Source organism: Pedobacter nyackensis (genome assembly GCF_900176505.1).
Lineage (GTDB): Bacteria > Bacteroidota > Bacteroidia > Sphingobacteriales > Sphingobacteriaceae > Pedobacter > Pedobacter nyackensis.
Genome location: NZ_FWYB01000002.1, coordinates 122,487 through 144,785 on the forward strand (window position 1 = coordinate 122,487; position 22,299 = coordinate 144,785).

At 40.2% G+C, this 22,299-nt stretch carries 13 protein-coding genes; 1 reads left to right on the forward strand and 12 read right to left on the reverse strand.

The window, feature by feature from the left end:
- Nucleotides 1–28: 28 nt before the first annotated feature.
- Nucleotides 29–3,055: a glycosyltransferase family 117 protein gene (locus tag B9A18_RS04840; RefSeq protein WP_084287580.1), complete on the forward strand. Its 3,027-nt coding sequence runs from the start codon at nucleotides 29–31 to the stop codon at nucleotides 3,053–3,055.
- A gap of 523 nt (nucleotides 3,056–3,578) precedes the next feature.
- On the opposite strand, the gene B9A18_RS04845 is transcribed toward B9A18_RS04840, so the two are convergent.
- The 12 genes from B9A18_RS04845 to B9A18_RS04900 form a co-directional block, all read right to left on the reverse strand.
- A complete protein-coding gene (locus B9A18_RS04845; protein WP_084287581.1) occupies nucleotides 3,579–4,544 on the reverse strand; it encodes an acetyl-CoA carboxylase carboxyltransferase subunit alpha in 966 nt (321 codons plus the stop codon).
- A gap of 47 nt (nucleotides 4,545–4,591) precedes the next feature.
- Nucleotides 4,592–6,514: an alpha-amylase family glycosyl hydrolase gene (locus B9A18_RS04850; protein ID WP_084287592.1), complete on the reverse strand. Its 1,923-nt coding sequence runs from the start codon at nucleotides 6,512–6,514 to the stop codon at nucleotides 4,592–4,594.
- 18 nt (nucleotides 6,515–6,532) lie between these two features.
- On the reverse strand, nucleotides 6,533–7,906 hold the full coding sequence (locus tag B9A18_RS04855) for an MFS transporter (RefSeq protein ID WP_084287595.1): 1,374 nt from the start codon (nucleotides 7,904–7,906) through the stop codon (nucleotides 6,533–6,535).
- A gap of 5 nt (nucleotides 7,907–7,911) precedes the next feature.
- A complete protein-coding gene (locus B9A18_RS04860; protein ID WP_084287598.1) occupies nucleotides 7,912–9,660 on the reverse strand; it encodes an alpha-amylase family protein in 1,749 nt (582 codons plus the stop codon).
- Nucleotides 9,657–11,972 (reverse strand): glycoside hydrolase family 65 protein, encoded by a 2,316-nt coding sequence (locus B9A18_RS04865; RefSeq protein WP_084287601.1) that lies wholly within the window; start codon nucleotides 11,970–11,972, stop codon nucleotides 9,657–9,659. The genes B9A18_RS04860 and B9A18_RS04865 overlap by 4 nt, the downstream gene beginning before the upstream one ends.
- Before the next feature lie 46 nt (nucleotides 11,973–12,018).
- Nucleotides 12,019–12,702, reverse strand: a complete 684-nt coding sequence (pgmB, locus tag B9A18_RS04870; RefSeq protein WP_084287604.1) for a beta-phosphoglucomutase — start codon at nucleotides 12,700–12,702, stop codon at nucleotides 12,019–12,021.
- Nucleotides 12,703–14,568, reverse strand: a complete 1,866-nt coding sequence (locus B9A18_RS04875) for a glycoside hydrolase family 13 protein (RefSeq protein ID WP_084287607.1) — start codon at nucleotides 14,566–14,568, stop codon at nucleotides 12,703–12,705.
- 107 nt (nucleotides 14,569–14,675) lie between these two features.
- Nucleotides 14,676–16,139 carry a SusE domain-containing protein gene (locus tag B9A18_RS04880; protein ID WP_084287610.1) on the reverse strand — a complete coding sequence of 488 codons (1,464 nt, stop codon included), beginning with the start codon at nucleotides 16,137–16,139 and terminating at the stop codon, nucleotides 14,676–14,678.
- 10 nt (nucleotides 16,140–16,149) lie between these two features.
- Nucleotides 16,150–16,926 carry a hypothetical protein gene (locus tag B9A18_RS04885; RefSeq protein WP_144009405.1) on the reverse strand — a complete coding sequence of 259 codons (777 nt, stop codon included), beginning with the start codon at nucleotides 16,924–16,926 and terminating at the stop codon, nucleotides 16,150–16,152.
- Nucleotides 16,927–16,933: 7 nt separating this feature from the next.
- Nucleotides 16,934–17,431: a DUF5004 domain-containing protein gene (locus B9A18_RS04890; RefSeq protein WP_084287616.1), complete on the reverse strand. Its 498-nt coding sequence runs from the start codon at nucleotides 17,429–17,431 to the stop codon at nucleotides 16,934–16,936.
- 24 nt (nucleotides 17,432–17,455) lie between these two features.
- Nucleotides 17,456–18,838: a RagB/SusD family nutrient uptake outer membrane protein gene (locus B9A18_RS04895; protein ID WP_084287619.1), complete on the reverse strand. Its 1,383-nt coding sequence runs from the start codon at nucleotides 18,836–18,838 to the stop codon at nucleotides 17,456–17,458.
- Nucleotides 18,839–18,863: 25 nt separating this feature from the next.
- On the reverse strand, nucleotides 18,864–21,917 hold the full coding sequence (locus B9A18_RS04900) for a SusC/RagA family TonB-linked outer membrane protein (RefSeq protein WP_084287622.1): 3,054 nt from the start codon (nucleotides 21,915–21,917) through the stop codon (nucleotides 18,864–18,866).
- Nucleotides 21,918–22,299 lie beyond the last annotated feature (382 nt).

The window sequence follows — 22,299 nt, forward strand, 5'->3', positions numbered from 1 at the left end:
CTATAACACATTAACTATTCAATAAAAAATGAATTATTCAAAAATTAATAATCTTACCGGATGGCTTTGCTTTCTTATTGCCACTGTAACTTATATTTTAACATTAGAGCCATCAGTAAGTTTTTGGGATTGTGGTGAGTTCATCGCCTCAGCTTTTAAAATGCAGGTTGTACACCAACCGGGCGCTCCTTTATTCTTAATGATCCAACGCTTCTTCTCTATTTTTGCCTTAGGCGATACGGACAAGATTGCTTACTTCATGAACGTAGGATCGGCGATTGCCAGTGCAGCCACTATATTATTCTTATTCTGGACCATCACTGCCTTAGCTAAGAAAATCCTGGTTAAAGAAAACGAAGAAGTATCAAAATCTAATCTGATCTCTATTATGGGTGCGGGTGCTGTTGGTGCATTAGCCTATACTTTTTCTGATAGTTTCTGGTTCTCTGCAGTCGAATCTGAAGTATATGCTTTATCTTCTCTGTTTACTGCCATCGTATTTTGGGCTATTTTAAAATGGGAAGCGAAAGCAAATGAGCCAGGTGCCGACAGATGGTTACTTTTCATCGCTTACATCATGGGTTTATCAATAGGTATCCACTTATTGAACCTACTAACCATTCCAGCCATCGCTTTTGTTTATTACTTCAAAAAAACTCAAAAACCAACTACTGCCGGTATTATTAAAACGGGTGCTATAGGTGTTCTTATTCTTGCTATCATCCAATACGGTATCATTCAATACCTGGTTTCATTTGGTGCCTATTTCGATTTATTCTTCGTTAATACATTAGGACTAGGTTTTGGCTCGGGTGTTTTATTCTTTGCCATATTATTAATAGGTGCCTTTGTATGGGGAATCCGTTATTCTATCCAACACCAGAAGAAAATTTTAAACCTCGCATTGCTATCAACCGTACTCATCATATTCGGTTATTGCTCATTTGCTATGATCATTATCCGTGCAAAAGCAAACCCAAACCTAAACAACAGTGATCCTGAAAATGCTTTTTCATTCCTTAGCTACCTGAACAGGGAGCAATATGGCGACAGACCTCTATTGTTTGGTCCTAACTATAACTCACAAAAAGTTAACCTTACACAAGGAAAGACTTTATACAGAAAAGGCGAAGAGAAATATGAGGTTGCCGGTAAAAAAACGGACTATGAGTACGACAGAACTACTCCTTTCCCAAGGATGTATAGTGATGATGCACGACACGTAGGTTACTATAAAGATATCATGGGTTTTGATGAAGGGCATTTCCCTGGTTTATTTGACAATATCGGCTTCCTATTCAGATATCAGGTAGGACAGATGTACATGCGTTACTTCATGTGGAACTTTGTGGGACGTCAGAATGATGATCAGGGACAAGGAAGCTTATATGAAGGGCAGTGGCTAAGTGGTGTTAAACCTATCGACGCAATCATGCTCGGCGACCAAAAGAACCTTCCGCCTTCGATCGTAGACAGCAATGCTTATAATCGTTTCTTCTTCCTTCCGCTTATCCTTGGTTTAATGGGTGCGATCTGGCATTTCAAACGTAATCAAAAGGATGCAGGTATTGTAGCTTTATTGTTTTTCTTTACCGGTCTGGCTATCGTGCTTTACCTTAACCAGAAGCCAATGGAGCCTCGTGAAAGGGATTATGCTTATGCAGGCTCTTTCTATGCCTTTGCCATTTGGATAGGCCTAGGTGTATTGGCAATCCGCGAGTGGTTGTTTAAAAAGATTACACCTGCAACAGGCGCTGTTTTAGCCACTGTAACAGGTTTATTTGCTGCTCCGGTGATCATGGCTGCACAGGGATGGGATGATCACGATCGTTCAAGCAAAATGGTTGCACATGACATTGCGGTAGATTACCTGCAGTCTTGCGCACCTAACGCCATTCTCTTTACCTATGGTGATAACGATACCTACCCATTATGGTACGCTCAGGAAGTAGAAAATATCAGACCAGATATTAAGTTGGTTAACTTAAGTTTATTTGATACAGACTGGTACATCAATGGATTGAAGCGTGTAACCAACCAATCAGCCCCCCTACCTATATCGATGAAACCTTCTCAATATGTGCAAGGCGTTAGAGATGTAATGTATTACCAGGATTATAAAATTGCTGGTTCCGTAGAATTAAGTAATATACTTGCTATCCTGCTATCTGAAAACGAAGAGGACAAACTACCATTACAAGATGGAACAAGGGAGAACTTTATTCCTACCAAGAACTTTAAGCTAACAGTAAATAAAGCTGATGTAATTAAAAATGGTGTGGTAAGTGTTGCTGATTCAAGCAAAATTGCTCCGTCTCTGGAATGGACTTTTAACAAAAACTATGTAACCAAAGGTACATTGGCCTTCTTTGATATCCTGGTACATAACGACTGGAAAAGACCTATTTATTTTGCGAGCACCGTACCTTCCGATCAATATAATGGTTTAGATAACTACCTGTATAACGAAGGTCTGGCTTTACGGTTACTCCCTTTAAAAGCAGATACTTCTGCAAACAAACCTGAACTGATCAATACGCCTGCTCTTTACAAAAACGTAATGGACAAGTTTGTTTGGGGTAATATCAAAAATGCAAAATATCTTGATCCTCAATCATCAGATGACATTTCTATCTTCACCAATGTATTTAACAATACCATTTCAGGCTTAATCAAAGCCGGAAAAATCGAAGACGCAAAGAAAGCTGTAAACAAGTATTACGAAGTAATGCCTGAGAAATTCTACGGAATGCGTTCAATGATGGGAACCTATTTCATGGCAGAGAATCTTTATGCACTTGGTGATATCCAAAGGGCAAATGCTTTAATTGAGAAATCTGCTGCTTATATACAAAAGGAACTTACTTACCTGGCAGATGTTTCTGAGAGCAAGCGTAGGTTTATTGGTGGACAAAACGTTCAGTTAGGTTTATCTTTCCTTAACCAAATGTCTAAGACTGCAGAACAGCATCAGCAAACAAAACTGAGTGAGCGCTTAAATCAACAGTTCCAGGGACTGGAAGGAAGGTTCTCTATGTACTTTGCTCAAGAATAGGAAAGCTCGCATTCTATTCTCCGGCGGCATTAAGTTGGCTCAGAAAAAGAGCCAAATGAACGCTAAGCCGGTTCATAGAACACTCGCTTTCCCCTTAAAAAATACAAGCCTGCAAGTTGAACTTGCAGGCTTTTTTTATAATGTAGTCCATTATTGTGTATAACCCGTACCGAACGAGATACTATACCGTTTCTAGAGTGGCTCTTCACATGATAAGCAATTCTTCACGCTCTGCTCACTCTTCCTTGAGCACAAACAGATACCTTTTGCGAAGAAACATTTAGAATGTGTAAACTATGTAAAGAGCATGCCTTAACTGAAATAAAGCGAGTATGCTATGAACCTGGAGATTAGAATACTCTTACCCATTATTACAAAAAAAGAAAGGCCTGTAACTTGAAATTACAGGCCTTCTATATATTGCAGTACTTTGAGTATAAAGCGAGTGTTCGATGAACCGGCTTAGCATTCTTTCGAGCTTCTTCAGCGAGAATTAATGCCGCCGGAGAATAGAATGCGAACTTTAACCTTCGTTGACAACCCCCATCGCACAGAACTTATCAATTCTGGTGGCGATCATCTTCTCAGTATTCTGTTTCTTTAATTCTTTAAGATCCTTTATGATCTGCTCTTTAACAGTCTGCGCCATCAATTCAGGATTTTGATGTGCACCGCCTAGTGGCTCTTTAATGATTCCATCGATAAGTTTGTTTTTAAACATATCATCAGAAGTCAGCTTTAAGCATTCCGCTGCACGCTCTTTGTAGTCCCAGCTGCGCCATAAAATAGACGAGCACGACTCAGGAGAAATTACAGAGTACCAGGTATGCTCCAGCATATATACTTTATCACCAATACCAATTCCTAATGCACCACCTGATGCACCTTCGCCCACTACAAAGCAAACAATAGGAACTTTTAGTACTGACATTTCCAGCAAATTGCGGGCAATAGCCTCTCCTTGTCCACGTTCTTCAGCTTCAAGACCAGGGTAAGCACCCATGGTATCAATAAAAGAAATAACCGGCTTATTGAATTTCTCAGCCAGACGCATTAAACGCAGGGCTTTTCTATAACCTTCAGGATTGGCCATACCGAAATTACGGTATTGTCTCTCTTTAGTATTTTTACCTTTTTGATGACCAATGATCATTACAGTCTCGCCATTTATCGTAGCAAAACCACCAATGATTGCTTTATCGTCTTTAACTGTTCTGTCGCCGTGCATCTCGATGAAATCATCGCAGATCATGCTGATGTAGTCCAGAGTTTGTGGACGCTCGGCATGACGAGACATTTGAACTTTTTGCCAACCTGTAAGGTTGTTATATAGTGACTGCTGGGTAGTCTCCAGCTTTTGTTCAAGCTCAGTTAAGGTAGCAGACATATCTACTTTGGTTTTATCGGCAACCTGTTTAACCTTCTCAATTTGCTGGGCTAGCTCAGCAATAGGCTTTTCAAAATCAAATGATGTTTTTATCTGTTCCATAATCGGGCTGTAAAAATAGACATTTTATTTTAAAAACGTTATTTATTTCATCCGCCGTTAAGTGGCATACGACTGTAGATGTGGTATTCACCAGCCGCCAGTGTTTTGGTGTACATCGTACTATTCAAGGTCATCTGACTTCCTGTTGAAGCATCATACCAAATTCCTGATGCACCAAAATCTACATTGGTATCCTTACTGCTTACATCGAAATTACCGATCACGACTACTGTGTTCGTCCCTTCAGTTAGTTTGATGTACTTAATGCCAGCTGTCAGATTATATATTGCATCAGTAGCATTAAAAATGCTGTTCTTCTTTTTCATATTGATGAATTTTGCATACGCATCATACAATGCCTTACGTTCTGTCTGCTGAAAATACTCCCAGTGTATAGGCTTATTGCCAGTCCTCCCGTTATAGTTTATGCTAACATCATAACCAAGTTCTTCAAACTGCCAGATCATTTTTGGTCCCGGTACTGCAAAAAGAAAGGCCGCAGCCATTTCTTCCCGTTTCAAAGCTACAGCCAGATCTTTCACGCTATATGAACCCGTTGCATTTCCGTAATTAAGGTTTTTATACATCGTACGTTCCTCATCATGGCTCTCAATAAAATTAATCAGGTTTTCGGACCTGGTAAAACCATGCCGGGTGAAAAAGGCCCATGAAAAATCTGAGTTAGCAGACCAGCCCATCGTAGCCTCATTCATATTTACATTCAAGCCATTCCAAAGCATCATACCTTCATCCGCCAACACCTTTTCTTCTGCGGCATCAGCAAAATGCTCCAGAATTAAATAGAAATTATTGGCATCAATACTTTTAATATAATTATTGTAATCCTTCCATATAGCCACACGACTTGCATCATAGGCACTAAAAGAAGCATCATCGCTGGATCCTTTTTGTGTAAATCCCTTAGAAAGATCGAAACGGAATCCGTCAATTTTATATTCTTGCATCCAAAATTTCATCACATTTTTGGCAAAGACTTTTGTTGCTGCACTTTCATGATTAAAATCATAACCTACATTATAAGGATGAATATTCGAATTTGTGTTAAACCACGGACTGATGGCTAAAGGTTTACCCGAAGGCTGATCGAAATAGAGCTGTACCAGAGGCGACTGACCAAAAGAGTGATTCAATACCATATCCAAAATAACAGCAAGCCCTTTGCCATGACACTCATCAATAAAATTCTGTAGTGCCGTTTTCGTACCGTAATATTTATCTGGCGCAAAATAGAAGGAAGGATTATAGCCCCAACTTAGGTTTCCTTCAAATTCATTTACAGGCATTAATTCAATGGCATTGACGCCCAAACCAACCAGGTAATCCAGCTTTTGTAAAGTAGAGGAATAATTATGCTCGACTGTGAAATCCCTGATCAGCAACTCATAAATTACCAGGTTGTTTTTTGCCGGTCTTGTAAACCCACTCGTGCTCTTCCAGGTATAAGTAGGCTGGTTAGCCTGCATTACACTTACTATTCCCGTAGTTTTACCTGTCGGATAAGCCTTCAACCCCGGATAAGTTGTCTGATCAATATAACTATCATTAAGCTGATCCAGGATCTTTTCGCAATATGGATCAGCAACTTTGAGATTGTCATCCACCAAAAACTGGTAAGCATATGCTATGCTGGGGTTTAAATTATCAATCTGAACCCACCATATATTTCCATCTGCGGTATTTTTCATAGCAGTAGGCTGCCAGTCATTAAATTCACCAATTAAGGCTACCGATTTTTTGTATGGTGCATATAGGGTAACAATTGCCGAGGCCCCATTATTTATAAACACAACACCATCTTTTGCAGCAGCGGGCAAGGATGGTATCGCGTCAACCGGAATTACCGGTGTCACGGGTGTAACCGGGCCCGCAGACTCTGGACTAACCTTTCCTTTTTTGCATGCGGTGGCCAATACCGATAAAATCAGTACCACCAGGTAAATCCTTTTCATTAGCTTATCGTTTAAATTCTACTGATCTCGTCCTTCTATAGCAAGTCTATCCGCTAAAACCTGATCTGTCTTTCGTGGTTCCTTTATAAAAACATAACAAATGACTGCCGCAATTATCATTAATCCCCCACCCAACTGCACAGCTAAAAGTCTGTCATTATTCAATACTTCCCGCATCAGCCAACCAAAGCCTAGTGAGGCAATGATTTCTGGCAATACAATAAAGAAGTTAAATATGCCCATGTAAATACCAATTTTGGCCTTAGGCAAGGAACCACTCAACATGGCATAAGGCATAGATAGGATACTTGCCCATGCTACCCCTACTCCGGTCATACATAAATAAAGCATATTTTTATCCTGTACCCATGCAACACTGATTAGGCCAAAAGCACCACATAACAAACACAATGCATGCGTTGTTTTACGGCCGAGTCTATCAGCTATTTTAGGTAAAACCAATGCAAACAAAAAGGTAACAACACTGTAATAAGCCAGCGTTAAACTACCAAAATCAGCGCCATGAGCATATACAGGATCGCTGGCATCTTTACCTCCAAATACGTTAACGGCAACTGCAGTAGTATAATAGAACCACATTAAAAATAAGCCCGGCCAGGTAAAGAACTGAACCAACGAAACAATCTGCATTCTTTTGGGCATATTCATAAGCGAATGCCAGATTTCTTTAGCACCGGCACCAAAACCTCTATTGCTTTCCAGCACCTTTTCTTTAAAATCTACATCGGAAGGGGGATATTCTTTGGTTGTAAAAACAGTATACAAAACCGCAGCCAGGAAAAAGAATGCGCCTATATAAAAAGAGTACTTAACATTTTCAGGAATACTTCCCTGGGCAGCGGTATTACTTAAGTGAAAAACATTGTTCATCAACCAGGGCAGGGCGGATGCAATACTTCCTCCAAGTCCGATCATCATACTCTGCATAATGAAGCCCCTGTTTACCTGCGAATCTGGTAATTTATCAGTCACAAAGGCTCTGAAAGGCTCCATAGCTACATTACCAGCAACGTCTAATATCCATAGAAGGCCAGCAGCCATCCACAATGCACTGCTATGTGGCATAAATAGAAGAGCGATTGAGCTGATAATGGCACCAATCATAAAGTAAGGCCTTCTTCTACCCCACCTTGGGTGCCATGTACGATCGCTCAGATAACCAATTATTGGCTGAACAAGCAAACCAGTTAAAGGAGCAGCTAAAAACAATAAGGGAACCTGATCAGGATTAGCACCCAGGTTTTCATAAATACGTCCCATATTGGCACGTTGTAAATCCCAACCAAACTGAATGCCGAAAAAACCGACGCTCATGTTGATGATCTGGACTAAACTTAGCTTTGGATTTTCGGTTAATGTTTTTAAGCTCATTTATTCTAAAATTCTATAATCTGTGCAGAAATGGGTGCTACTTTTACGGGAATACTAATACCGGCAGAGATATTTAACTTTTTATCGGTCAGCAATTCAGTAGCCGGCACTGATGCTTTTATTTTTACCACCTCCTCAGGAAGGCTAATGCTGGCTTCTAAGGTTTGTGCGCGGTCAAAATTTACGATGATCAGCAAGCGTTGCTTCGCCGTATACCGGATATAACCATACATCCTGTTGTTCATATTACCCGACACTGGAATTTCGTAAATCCTTCCGTCTTTTATGGCATCAGAACTTGTCGCAATACGCATCAGTTTTATATAAAAATCACGGAGGCTTTTCTGCCCTTTACTTAATAAAGTACCATCAAAAGCTCCATTATTCATCCATTTTTGGTGCTCAGGTACACCCCAGTAATCAAATATCGTGGTCCGGTTATCCTCTCCCCCGAACCCTTCTACTCCTTTTCCGGGTTCACCAACCTCCTGACCAAAATACAACATCACAGGGCCGCCAGATAAAGTAGCGGAAACCACCATAGCTGGAATCGAATACAAAGGGTCACCGGCAAAACCCGCAGAGGCAATCCGTTCCTCATCATGATTCTCAAGGAAACGTAACATGCGATCTCCAAATCCCGCTGTTTCTTGCTGCCATACTTTACTGATTTCTTTTACATTCGCATTGGATTCATTTCTAATCAACCTTTTTAAACCATCATATAAACCCACTTTGTCATATAAATAATCAAAATGTCCCCTGTTCAAGTAAGTAGCATAAGCCGCAGAATTGTAAGCTTCGCCAATAAATATCAATGAAGGGTATTTTGATTTTATTTCAGGAATTACCCATTCCCAGAACTCCACAGGAACCATTTCTGCCATATCACAGCGGAAACCATCTATTCCTTTTGAAGCCCAGTAAAGTAAAATATCACGCATTTTTAACCATACCGGCGGTTTAGGGTCAAAGTGATTTTTCTCTCCATTTGCATAGTCCACCCCATAGTTTAGCTTTACAGTTTCATACCAGTCATTTTCTGATGGACTTTTGGAGAAAACATTGTTACCCGTAGCCTTTGCCGGGAATTCAGCAAATTTTAAATCTCTCAAATCAGACAAAGGATCATTTTTGCCTGGCTTTCCTGGAACTACAAATTGTTGATCAGGGATATAATAATAATCATTGCTTGCACTAAAGCCTTTTGTTGCATCATCTTTCAAACCAAAATCTTCCAGCCCCTCTGGCTTAAAACGGGAATGATAATTTCTAGCTACATGATTCGGTACAAAATCAATAATTACTTTCATTCCCTTTTCATGGGTTCTTGCAAGCAAAGCCTCGAATTCGTCCATTCTGCGACTAACATCTACAGCCAGATCGGGGTCAACATCATAATAATCCCTGATGGCATAAGGCGACCCCGCCCGTCCTTTTACTACATCGGCATCATCGGGTTTAATTCCAAAAGCACTATAATCTGTCAGACTTGCATGCGCAATAATCCCGGTATACCAAACATACGTTACCCCAAGTTCCTTAATCCCATCCAATGCTTTCAGACTAATATCATTAAACTTACCGCTTCCGTTCTGTTCAATGGTGCCATAGGTGATATTATTAGCTTGCTTGTTGCCAAACAATCGTGGCAACAACTGATAAATAACTGGTTTCTTTTGCGCCAGAATTGTATCCTGGCTACAAATAATAGTCAATACAATCAAAGTGATATTTCTTAAGCGCGTTATCATGCCAATTGCTTTTTATAATCAATCACCTTTTCCCCGGGAGGCACATTATAAAGCTGATTAAATATACTTATTTCCAGTGCGCCAGCAGAATTATTTAATATCCAAACCTGGGTAGCGGTAATTTTCACTTTGAGCTGAACACCCCTGAACCCGATACTAAACGAGAAGGCGTTCCAGGCTTTAGGCAAGAAAGGACTAAAACTAAGCTGATGGTTACGAACCCTCATACCTGCAAATCCTTCAACGATACTCATCCATGTACCTGCCATAGACGTAATGTGCAGTCCATCTTCTGTATCATTATTGTAATCATCCAGATCCAGGCGGGCAGTACGCAGGTAAAACTCATAAGCCTTCTCTTCATCACTTAGCTTAGCTGCCAGGATGCTGTGTACGCAGGGCGATAAAGAACTTTCATGAACAGTTCTGCTTTCATAAAAAACAAAGTTCTTTCTAAGCGTTTCCAGATCATATTCATCCTCAAAAAAATACATCCCCTGTAACACGTCTGCTTGTTTAATAAAGCAAGAGCGAAGAATCCTGTCCCAACTCCATTTCTGATTTAAAGGTCTATCCTGGGCAGGCAGATCTTTAACCAAAATCTGTTCTTTATCCATAAAGCCGTCCTGCTGTAAAAACACGCCCTCCTTTTCATCATATGGATAATACATTTGGTTAACAATAGCTGTCCAATCTTCAAACTCTGATTGTTCTCTAAGCTTTGTCTTTTCCAGTATTGCATTATACTTTTCCGGCTCCTGTAGTTTAACAACAGAGGCTGCTTCGATAGTATATTTTAAACACCATGCGGCAAGCTTATTGGTATACCAGTTGTTGTTAATGTTATTCTCGTACTCGTTAGGACCGGTTACGCCCAACATGACATATTTTTGTTTGTCTGCGCTCCAGTTCACCCTTTGTTTCCAGAAACGTGCAATACCAATAAGTACTTCTAAGCCATATTGCGCCAGGTAATTTTCATCACCTGTATAACGGGTGTAATTGTATATAGCAAAAGCGATGGCACCATTTCTATGGATCTCCTCAAAAGTGATTTCCCATTCATTATGACATTCTTCACCATTCATGGTTACCATTGGGTATAAAGCTGCGCCCGTTTTAAAGCCTAATTTCTCTGCATTTTCAATAGCCTTATCCAGCTGTTTATAACGATATACCAGTAAGTTTTTCGCTACTATTTCCGGAGCTGTTGATAGATAAAAAGGTATACAATAAGCCTCGGTATCCCAATAAGTAGAGCCTCCGTACTTCTCACCGGTAAAGCCTTTTGGTCCAATATTCAAACGGGCATCCTTACCTGTATAAGTTTGATTAAGTTGGAAAATATTGAAGCGAATGGCCTGTTGCGCCTTAACGTCACCTTCTATAATGATATCACTTTCCTTCCATTTCATTGCCCAGGCCTCCGTTTGTGCTTTTAGCAATTGATCAAAGCCTTGTACGACGGCCCTTTCTACTTTTACTTTAGCAGTAAATAGTAACTCTTCCTTGTCATAATTCTGAGAGGAAAGATTTGCAGCAATTTTATAAATATGAACAGCACTACCTTGTTTTGCATGAATTACAGCACTTTTCCCAACATACTTTTCTTTGGAAACAGGTTTCAAATTCTGTTTTATATCATTATAAATTATCGTAGTATGGCTTGCTGTACAAACATCAAATTCCGTCTTTTTAGTACGTAATACCAGGTAATCCGTATCCTCTCCCTGTTCCTTTTTTATTTCAGTCCAGAATTTCTCCTCATAATTGGCATCCTGATTCCTAACATCCCCGTCGATAAATGAGGTTATATTGATATTCCCATCAAAATTAACCGCGGTTATTTTATAGTGTAAAGCTGCCAACTCATCTTCAGCAATGCTGCAGAAACGAATGGCCTCGACCTGGATAATCTTACCACTTTTTAATTCGGCAGTGAAAATCCGGCTCAACGTGCCCTCCTTCATGTTTAATACCCGTTTAAAATTGCTTACTTTACAAGTAAAAAGATCCAGTAATCCCCCCTCAATATCGATTTCCAGACCTATCCAGTTAGCCGCATTCAGCACTTTGGCAAAATATTCCGGGTATCCATTCTTCCACCATCCCACACGGGTTTTGTCGGGATAATACACTCCGGCAACATAATTCCCCTGGAGAGTTTCACCAGAATAAGTTTCTTCAAAATTAGCCCGTTGCCCCATACGACCATTGCCAATACTGAACAAACTTTCCGATATTTTATTCAAATGAGGATCAAAATCTTCCTCAATAATATTCCACTCGTCTGCTTTTATGTAATTCTTCATCTTTATTCTGCTCTAGTATACTTACCGGCTAACCAGTTCGTGTACATTATCCTTTTTCTGTTTCCTGATTTTTTAATGCCAAGAGTTCGGCAATTGTGATTTCTGAGAGATCTTTAATTACGAGCTGCGCACCTGGCAAATTTTCGGTTTCACCAACCCCTACAACATACATTCCTGCGGCAATTGCTGCCTGTACACCTGCCAGGGCATCTTCAAAAACTACGCAATCCTTATTTGTTGCACCAAGCAGTTCGGCCGCTTTCACAAATACTTCCGGATCCGGCTTAGAGGTAGTTACTTCATTTCCATCTACAATAGCATCAAAAAAATGAGTCAGGCCGGTTCGCTTTAAAATAAGTGCCGAATTTTTACTTGCAGAGCCAAGCGCTATTTTAGCTCCTATTGCCTTTAAATTCTCTAATATTTTTAAAGATCCCGGTAACAATTCGTCAGTAGTCATTTTACTGATCATCGCCACATACCAGGAGTTTTTAAGCGAAGCGAGTGCTTCTCTTTCTGCTTCAGACTTTTCTATACCACCCCACTTCAAAATCATATCCAATGAACGCATACGGCTCACACCTTTCAGCTGTTCATTTTGTGCATATGTAAAATCAAAACCTAATGAATTAGCCAGTTGCTTCCAAGCCTGGTAATGGTATACAGCTGTATCAACCAAAACTCCATCAAGGTCAAATATGCAGGCTATATGTTGTGTTTTATTGTTCATTTAATTGAGTTCAAGTACTAATGTTGTTTTTGCAGGTACAGCAATAGTTTTTATTGTATTTAGTTTTTCGCCACTGATAACATTGGTTGCCGATGATACATTTACCATACGCTCAGCAAACCTTGATGTCTCCAGATTTTTTGCTGTATCATCAGCATTTACGATAACCATTACGGTTTTACCACGATCACTATCCACGGTACCTTCAGGTTGATACCTAAAATAAGTATACATGTCATTTTCAGGAACAAACTGCATCAGCTTACCAGTTTGCAAAGCCGGATTATTCTTACGGTAATTGGCTAGTGTTTTAACGAAATTGAAAGCTTCATTCTCTTTTGGGGTACGTCCTGCAGCCGTAAACTTATCCGATTTGTCTGCCGGCCAGCCACCAGAAAAATCGGAACGCACCAAACCATCAGGATTAGAGTAGTTCTTCATCAGAATCTCCGTACCATAATACAATTGGGGTATACCGCGCATCGTTAACAGCAAAGCCATACCTGATTTATATTTATCTATATCCTCGTTTACCATGGAATAAAAACGACTCATATCATGGTTATCCATAAAAATAACGTTGCGGTTTGCATCCTGATAAAGGAAGTCCTGCGCTACGGTAGCGTACAATCTGAAAATTCCATCTGTCCAGCCCGACTTACCATTCAATGCTTCATAAATAGCATTCTTAATAACGGCATCGGTAATTCCCGGTAGTTCAGTATCAAAACCACGACTTACAGTATTGCCACCAGTAAAGTAAGCCTGTGCAGCTGCAGTATGCACCAGTGTTTCTCCGAAAATAGACAGTGTAGGAAACTCAGCCTTTATCTTTTGCGCCCAATCCTTCATATAATCAGGATCGTTATATGGGTAAGTATCCAGTCTTAAGCCATCAATACCCGCATACTCCACCCACCAGATGTGGTTTTGAGTAATGTAGTTCTGTACAAAAGGATTTCTATGATTAAAATCGGGCATACTTGGTACAAACCATCCATCCAGCATTTTCTTCTTATCAGCTTCTGAAGTATGAGGATCCATAACAGGTTCATCTCTATAGCTGGTTTGTGTATACGCGGGCCATTGGTTTACCCAATCTTTCATAGGCAAATCCGTATAAAACCAATGTCCCGTCCCCATGTGGTTGTGCACAATATCCTTTACAATCTTTAAACCTTTTTCATGTGCTTTATCTACATAAGTCTTATAAAGCGCCAGTGTGCCATAACGAGGATCTATCTTATAATGATCTGTTGCTGCATAGCCGTGATACGAAACAAGCGGCATATCATTTTCAATTTCAGGTGTTATCCAAATGGATGTTACACCAAGATCTTTGAGATAATCTAATTTATTTATGAGGCCCTGAATATCCCCACCATGGCGGTAATACATCGAATCGCGATTTAGCTTGGTTTCACGCATTCCTTTTACCACGTCATTTTTAGGATCGCCGTTTGCAAAACGGTCTGGCATCAACAGATAAATCAGGTCTTTATTTGTTACACCTTGTATACGTGTTGGACTGCTCTCCCTGTTTTTCAGTTCATAGGTATACTGTAGTTTTCTTTTTCCACCCTGCACAAACTCAATTGGAAATTTTCCTGCCTTTGCATCCGCAGCAATTTCAAGGTCGAGGAAAAGGTAATTTGGACTTTCTACTTTATTTACCTTTATCAGCTTAACACCTGGATAGCTTAACTGCACATCCGTTGATGCAATATTGGCGCCATGCACCAATAACTGTAGTTTGGGGTTACTCATCCCTGCCCACCAAAACATCGGTTCTATACGTTCCAGTTTTTGGGCATTTACCAAGCCACTTAAAAGGGTAAAAAATAATACAATAAATAGTTTTCTCATGTTAAATGGGGTTACGCGCTTTTTATTTGAACAATGTCCATGCAGCATCAGGAACAGTAATGCTGACCCAGAATATTCCAGGCCGGCATTACATTAGTTTTATCCGTTTATTTATTATAGAAAATAAAATCTCCAGTCAAATCGTTGAACTGTATCTTATAAGTACCGGGTTTTACGCTAAGATTTTCGCCGTTCATTACAGCCTTTCCATATTTTCCATTTACATTGGCTAACACCGGACCCCAATTCACATCCCAGCCGGTAGCAATCCTAAATTTCATTCCGGTATTTGCTGCGATGGTTTGCGTAATTGTCCAAATGTGTGGATTAAAGGTCGTTTTACTCATAGCAGTAATATCGCCCCATCCGTTAAAGTCCCCAATAATTCCAATTGAATTATAGCTCGTTGCTGCTGTGGCATCATATGGAGTGATGGAGAAAGTCAGTGCATTGATATTGATTTTTACCGTATAGTAGCCTGATTGAGCTACTTTATAGGTGTCTGGATCAGGATCAGATCCTTTAGCTTTCAGCTTAACACCGTTACTACCATCGTTGCCGTATTGTGTTTCCCAACTGCCAACAACGGTAATAAATTTAAACTCACCTGCATTTAAGTAACCGGTATAAATGTAACTACCTCTATTTGTTTCATCACGATACATATAAGTTGGATTACCATTGTCCCAGGCAAATTCAGAAGCACTACCTACCATAAACAGGTTTACATCCCTAAGGATAGAAACATCATTGGTATAGTCAGAGAACTTGATAAATGTGCCAGAAGTTGCCTCAACGCTCCATTTTAAGGTAGCAATGGTCGACTGATCAGCTAAACCTGCAGTGGTCAAAGCAGCATCAAAATTTTTATAAGTTACATTTAGGTTAGAATCCAGTCCGCTATTGTTTGAAGTTAACTCAAATAATGGAGTTTCAAAGCTCCCACCAGGTTTGATAAATTTAACTTTGTAAGTCACATTTGCACCGGCCTTTCCAGCAAAAGATTTTTGCCATTTAAAATTAAGTGTTTGTTCCGTTAATATTGGGTTGATGGTGATCACATTAGCACTGGAAACAGGGCCGTATAATATAAAGTTTGATACCCCATCGCCAAATCTGGTTACTGAGATGTTAAAGGTATCGCCATTCACTTTTACCGTACCATTATCAGCAACAATGCGCCATACTAACTCTGCTTTTGCACCATCGGCAATACCTTTTGCTTTCAATGCATCGTCAAGTTGTTTCTGCGTCAAAGTAAGTGTTGTGGCTTTACCACCATTATCTGATGCAAATTCGAGAATCGGTTGATCAATTGACCCTGTTTTTAAAGCAACTACCCATTTATAAACAGGTGTGGTGCTTACCCCTGGCTTGGCCGCAGTCCAACTAATCACTATAGTTTTACCTGGTGTGGCCGAGTTGAGTGCCAACATTGTATTGTTAGCTGGTGCAGTTGCAGTAAAAGCGCCTAATGCCTCTCCCTTTGATGCATCGTCAAAAGTTGTTTTCTTACATCCAAAAGCAATTGCTACAAATGCAAGAAGCGTGTATAATATTTTGTATTTCATCACCTTAAGATTAATTGAATACTGTGTAAACCACTTCAGTTACAGGACCGTTCGTTGTTACATCAAGTCCATTTGCATCTTTTACCGTACCGGTAAACTGGTAGCTAAACTTGCCTAGCTTTGTCGCCGCCGGAAAAGTGATTACCCTTTCAGGAATAAAAGAATAAGAGAACAGAATAGCTGATTCCTTTACCGTTACAATGTTCTGTTTTGAACCAACTGGATCTCCTGCCTCGTTGTAAAAGCTTAAACTCACTTTTATATTGGTCATTCTTTGGAGGTTAACATCTGTAGCCAGGTTCTGGTGAAAATACACCGTAGCCATATCTGTATAATCCAATTTTGCTGGGAACAGTCTAAATTGAGATGCAGTGAACACCAATGGATCAAATTTAAACGGTTTATAATCCGGTGTTTGTTTAGATCCATCTTTGGATTTGGCCAGGAAACCGAAGTTGATCAGCTCAGCCGGACTCTGCCCAAACAATGTTGTAGCAGTAAATTTAAAGGTGAATATATTGGTTGCCGTTTTGGTCATTTTAGCATCTTCAGATGAAGCAGCCCACTGTCCATTGGTACTTGCATCCTTGCCTCCACCTACACCATCATTTGAAAAAGCCCATACATAAACATCATTGGCTCCAGCCAATGGCGTACCTGTTACATCCAGTGTAATAGTTACCTCATCTTCTGAAGTAAATGCTGCCGGGCTTAAAGTAACCTTCCCTTGTCCGGATGCCCATATGGCACCAAAACTGCATATGATTAATAACAATATCTTTTTCATGACCGGTCTACTTTTTAGTGAATTCATACTGATAAGAAAGAATGACCTTTCCGTTTAATTTTTTATCTTTTTTGATGATCAGTTTGCCCGATTTCAAACTTATATAAGAGCCTATACTGAGGATATTAACTACTGTCCCATTTTTTAATGAGATGGCAGTTGGGGCTTTTACATTATCTACCGTCCAATTTCCAGAAGTGAGGTCTGTAATTTTAGGTGAATTACCTGAAGTGATGGTAAATGTGGTGGGATTCCCTTGAGCGTCACCCAAAAAAGCAACAGCTAAATCAGTATATGGGTAAACCGCTGTAATGTCGAGCTGCTTATAAGGGAAGCCTTTTGTACTGGCATCCTGATCAATTTGCGTAACTTTTGTTAAACCCCAGTTCCCCTGAATTGACTTTACAATATTTTGTGGTTCACCAATCGGCCCAAAATCTTCAGGCTTGCAGCTCCATATCAAAAGGATACAGATGGCGAATAGGGTATGTTGAATATGTTTCATACGTTTATATCTTAAAGTGTAGAATTAAAAACAGTTGCCTTCCGGGTTGCGCTGAAAATTCAGATTTGTAGCCATTTCTTCTTGTGGAAACTGTAAAATGAAACCCGGGCAGTTCCAAACTGATCCGCGTTTATCTACATTCTCTCCACCTCTTGCGCCTATACGTTTTATTTCCGAAAGTCTGACGCCCTCACCTATAAATTCCAGGTTGCGCTCCAGTCTTGCATTCGTAATGATAAACGCCGCGCTTGAGTTCAGCGGAATAGTTTTAGCACCAGCATAAGCACGGTTCATAATATCGTTCACATCCTTAATAGCCACATCCAGATTGGTGTTACTTTCCGCAGCAGATTCGGCCCTGATCAGTTTTAATTCTGTAAGGTAAACCACAGGAATATTGAACCTGTCCTTATTGTATTTTGTAAGGGCATAAAGACCTGGATATTTAACCCCATCTATAAAAGCTTTTCTAATATCATTAGGTGTATTAACAAGATCAAAAGTGGCCTTTGTAAATCTGATTGTTGGAACAGTAAAGGTCGAGCGCATGTTGTCTCTCAAATGTCCTCCTGCTTCATAAACACCTCTGGTAGAGATAATCTGAAAAACACTTTCCTTAGATAAGCCCTCAGAAAATCGTGTTTCATAGGTAGCATCCAAAAGGTACTTATTAGTAGAAATAACCTGATTGGCGTAGTTGTAAGCATTAGGAAAATCATTCATCTGAAAATACACCTTAGCCAATAACCCTTTGGCCGCCCATTTATCAGCAAATCCGGCATTATTGTCCAGCATTTTAGTTTCGGCTAATTTCAGGTCGGCTATAATCTGATCATACACCTGTTTTACAGTAGATCTGACTTTGGATTCAGCTGTAGCCGTCAATCTGATTGGGATACCAAACTGTGAATTATCCGCATTGAAACCATAAGGCTGCCCAAAAAGCTTTACCAGTTCGAAATGAATCAGGGCTCTGATGAACAGTGCTTGCCCCTCCACATTATCGCGATTAGCCGGGCTAACCTTATCCAGATATTTTAATACCGTATTGGCACGATAAATACCCTGGTACGACTGCGTATACAAATCTCTTTTGTATTCTCCGAAAATGGATGATTTACGCTGGAAAGTCTCTCCAAAATCTCCTGACAACTGGGTTCCATCAAGCTGATCGGCTACCAGTTCGCTCATGATTTTTGTTCTGCCACCAAACATAAAATCTCCACCTACAATCTGATAGGCGCCGGTAAGAATTGTTCTTACGCCTGCTTCATCAGCAAGGGCTTCTTCTTCGGGCAGCTTCGATGCCGGTGGGGAATCCAGGAACTTTTTACATCCTGTTCCTGTACCGGCAAGTACAGCAAGTACAACCACCACTTTTATAATGTTTTTATAATTGAATTTCATCTTCGTAGTTCTAATGGGTCAATAATTAAAATGAGGTAGACAATCCAAATGTTAAACTCTTTTGCTGAGGAGTGGTCAGATAAGTAACATTGGGACTCATATTCCTATCCTGCGCATTGACAAAGTCTCTGGCAATTTCCGGATCACCGCCCGGGTATTTAGAGAAAGTCAGCAGGTTCATTCCTGAGGCAAACATTTTCAAATTATTCAACCGAAGTTTGTTGGCAAAGGTTACTGGAACTGCGTAAGAAAGCGTAACCTCCCTTAGTCTTACAAATGTTGCATCATACAAAAACATGGTGGAATTGTATTGCCATTCACTGGCCAGTCCCGGATAAGTATTGGTATTTAATGTCAATCTTGGGAATCTGGCAATATCTCCAGGCTTTTGCCAGCGGTCTGCAATATCCGTACGCATATTCCAGTCTGTTACCACACCCAACTGGCGTTTGGCTGAACCATCATAAAGATTTCCACCAATGGCGAAAGTGAACATCGTATTCAGCTCAAACCCTTTGTAAGTAAATGTATTGGTTAAACCACCTACATAATCCGGCAATACCTGACCAGTAATTACACGGTCATCCAAAGAAAAAGTTTTGGTCTCATAGCCATCCTTGTTTAACCAGATAGGTAGTCCATCCGCAGGATCTACGCCTTTATACCTTACCAGGAAATTTACACCAAGGGGATAACCGATAGCTATCCTGGTATCGTTGGTACCACCCGAAACGGCATCAGGAGAGAACCCTCCTAAATCGAGTACTTTATTTTTATTCTGGGAAACATTTAAACGTGTAACCCATTTAAAACTATCAGACTGGATGTTGATCGTATTTAAACTCAATTCCAAACCTTCGTTAGAGATGGTTCCCACATTTACCCAACCTGTTAAGAAACCGGTAGAGGGCGATATTGCACCATTAAGTAATGCTCCTGTTGTTTTTTTATGGTAATAAGCGAATTCGCCGCTAATCCTGTTGTTGAAAAAGCCGAAATCTAAGCCCAGGTCGAAGTTACGAGCCTCTTCCCACTTAAGCCCAGGATTTGCAATGTTGTCGGGGTATACCGAATTAGTCCCATTGTATATGGAGCCAGGGTTAAAAAAGGCGGCATATTGTCCAGATCTAAACTGCGAGCTACCCACTAAACCATAACTAGTTCTTAGTTTTAAATTAGATAACACTTTATTTCCTTTTAGGAAGTTTTCCTCGCTGATGTACCATGATGCTGATGCAGCAGGGAAATAGCCGTATTTATTATCGGGACCAAATTTAGATGAGCCGTCTCTTCTGGCCAGTACCTGCAAGTAATATTTATTGTCAAAAGAATAATTGATCCTTGCGAACAACGACTCGAAGGTATCTTTTTCATCGCGTGCCACATAGAATAATGTTCCGGCACCTAGTAAGGTAACCGCATCGTTATAGCTTTTAAGGTCTTTGTTAAAAGGGCCATCAGCCTCACCATAAATACCACCAGGATATCTGTTACGGTAAGACAACTGTGTTTCTACACCAGCCAAAAAAGAGATTTTACTCTTCTCTCCCAAATGCAGGTCGTAATTTGCTGTTCCTGTGAAAGTATTGTTAAATATTTTTACCGGCCATGAGTTGGCATAGCCCCTTGTTTGATCCCTAAGTGCTGCTGGCTGGAATTGATTTTCCTCTACGTCCATGTTATCAATATTAGCGATGGCCTTAATGCTTAAATCCTTAACAGGCTTAAACTCTAATGTAGCACCGGCAATTACACGGTCTGTAACAGATTTCCAATCTAAAAGATCTACATTCCTTACCGGATTCGCTCCCTTGTTGAAATAGGTACCATCGGCATTAAATACGGGGTAAATTGGTAGGGCGGTCGACATCGCATCTCCCAAACCTCCACCCCAGGCAGCATTAACTCTGGTATTGGTTCCCCTGTCGTAAGCCACATTAACGCTTGCATTAAAATAAGAAGTAGCTTTTACATCAATATTAGTTCTCATACCATAACGTTGATAAGCATTTCCTTTCAGAAAGCTCTCGTTATTGCTATAGTTGGCAGACACAAAAGCTTTGATGCGTTCTGTTCCCTGACTGTAAGAAACACTTTGGTCGTTGGTATGTCCCGTTTTTGTTAATAGCCCCCACCAATCGGTATTGTTCTGTTCTGCAACTTCCCAACTTAGGCCATTGGGCAAAGTTGCCAACCCAGTATTACCATCGTTAGCCCATGCTTCCTGGCGCAATTGCAACCATTCTGGTCCGCTTACAAATTCCGGGCGATTGGCATACGTTGTGAAGCCATATTTGGAAGACAATGAAATCACAGGCTTACCCAATTTACCACGTTTGGTAGTAATCAGGATTACCCCATTTGCCCCACGTGAGCCGTAAATCCCGGCAGCACCCGCATCTTTCAACACCTCAACAGATTCTATATCATTAGGATTGATAGTTGCTAATGGATTTTGATTCATCCCGCCACGGTTATCACCAATAAATGGATCGGAAGTAATTGGAATACCATCTACCACATAAAGTGGATCACCACCGGCAGATATAGAGCCAATACCACGAATTCTGATGATGGAACCGCTTCCTGCCAATCCACTACCTTGTGTTACCTGCACACCTGGTGCCTGCCCTTGTAAGCTGGCTTCAAAGCTAGGCGTAGGGATGGCGGTAAGTTTATCACCGGTTACTTTAGAGATAGATCCTGTTACTTCCCTGCGTGTTTGCGTTCCGTAACCTACCACAACAACTTCATTTAAGCTTTGGGCATCGGGCTTCAGACTAAAGTTAGCAACAGTGTTGCCATTTATCTTTACAGATTCCTGCTTTGACTGATAGCCTACATAACTTATCAATAACGATACAGTCCCATTACTTAAGCCTGAAATTTTGTAAGTTCCATCTGCATTAGTAAGTGTGTTTTTGTTGAGGCTTTTGATCTGGACAGATGCTCCTGGAAGAGGAAGCCCGGTCTCGTCCAGTACCTTTCCAAGGAGAGCACCCGTTTGGGCGTTTGCCCCTAGTGCTGTTAAAACCAAAAGCACCAAAAAGAAATGCTTTTTTAGGTAAAATACTTTCATATTTAAACTCGTTTTTAGGATGTAATATTTGGTTAACGTTAAGTGTATGTAACACTTATGGTAAATTTACAGTCGGCAACGACAATTCAAAATTTTATATCATATTTTTTTTTAACACCATATTTTATATTCCAAATCACCAAAAACAAGCAAAAAAATTTGCAAGATTGATTAGAAAAAACGCCTATAAAAAACATCAACACACTAAAAATCAATTAATTAAAAACAAAATCTCATAAAACACCAATCAGCCTTTTTTTTCGTCTTTTTCGGGATCGTTCCCGGGAACGATCCCGAACTTTTCAACAGTTTTAAGAGGTGTGTTCATAGCGGACAGGAAAAATTCTGCGTAAAACGGGAAAAGTGTCAGATTTTTTTTTCA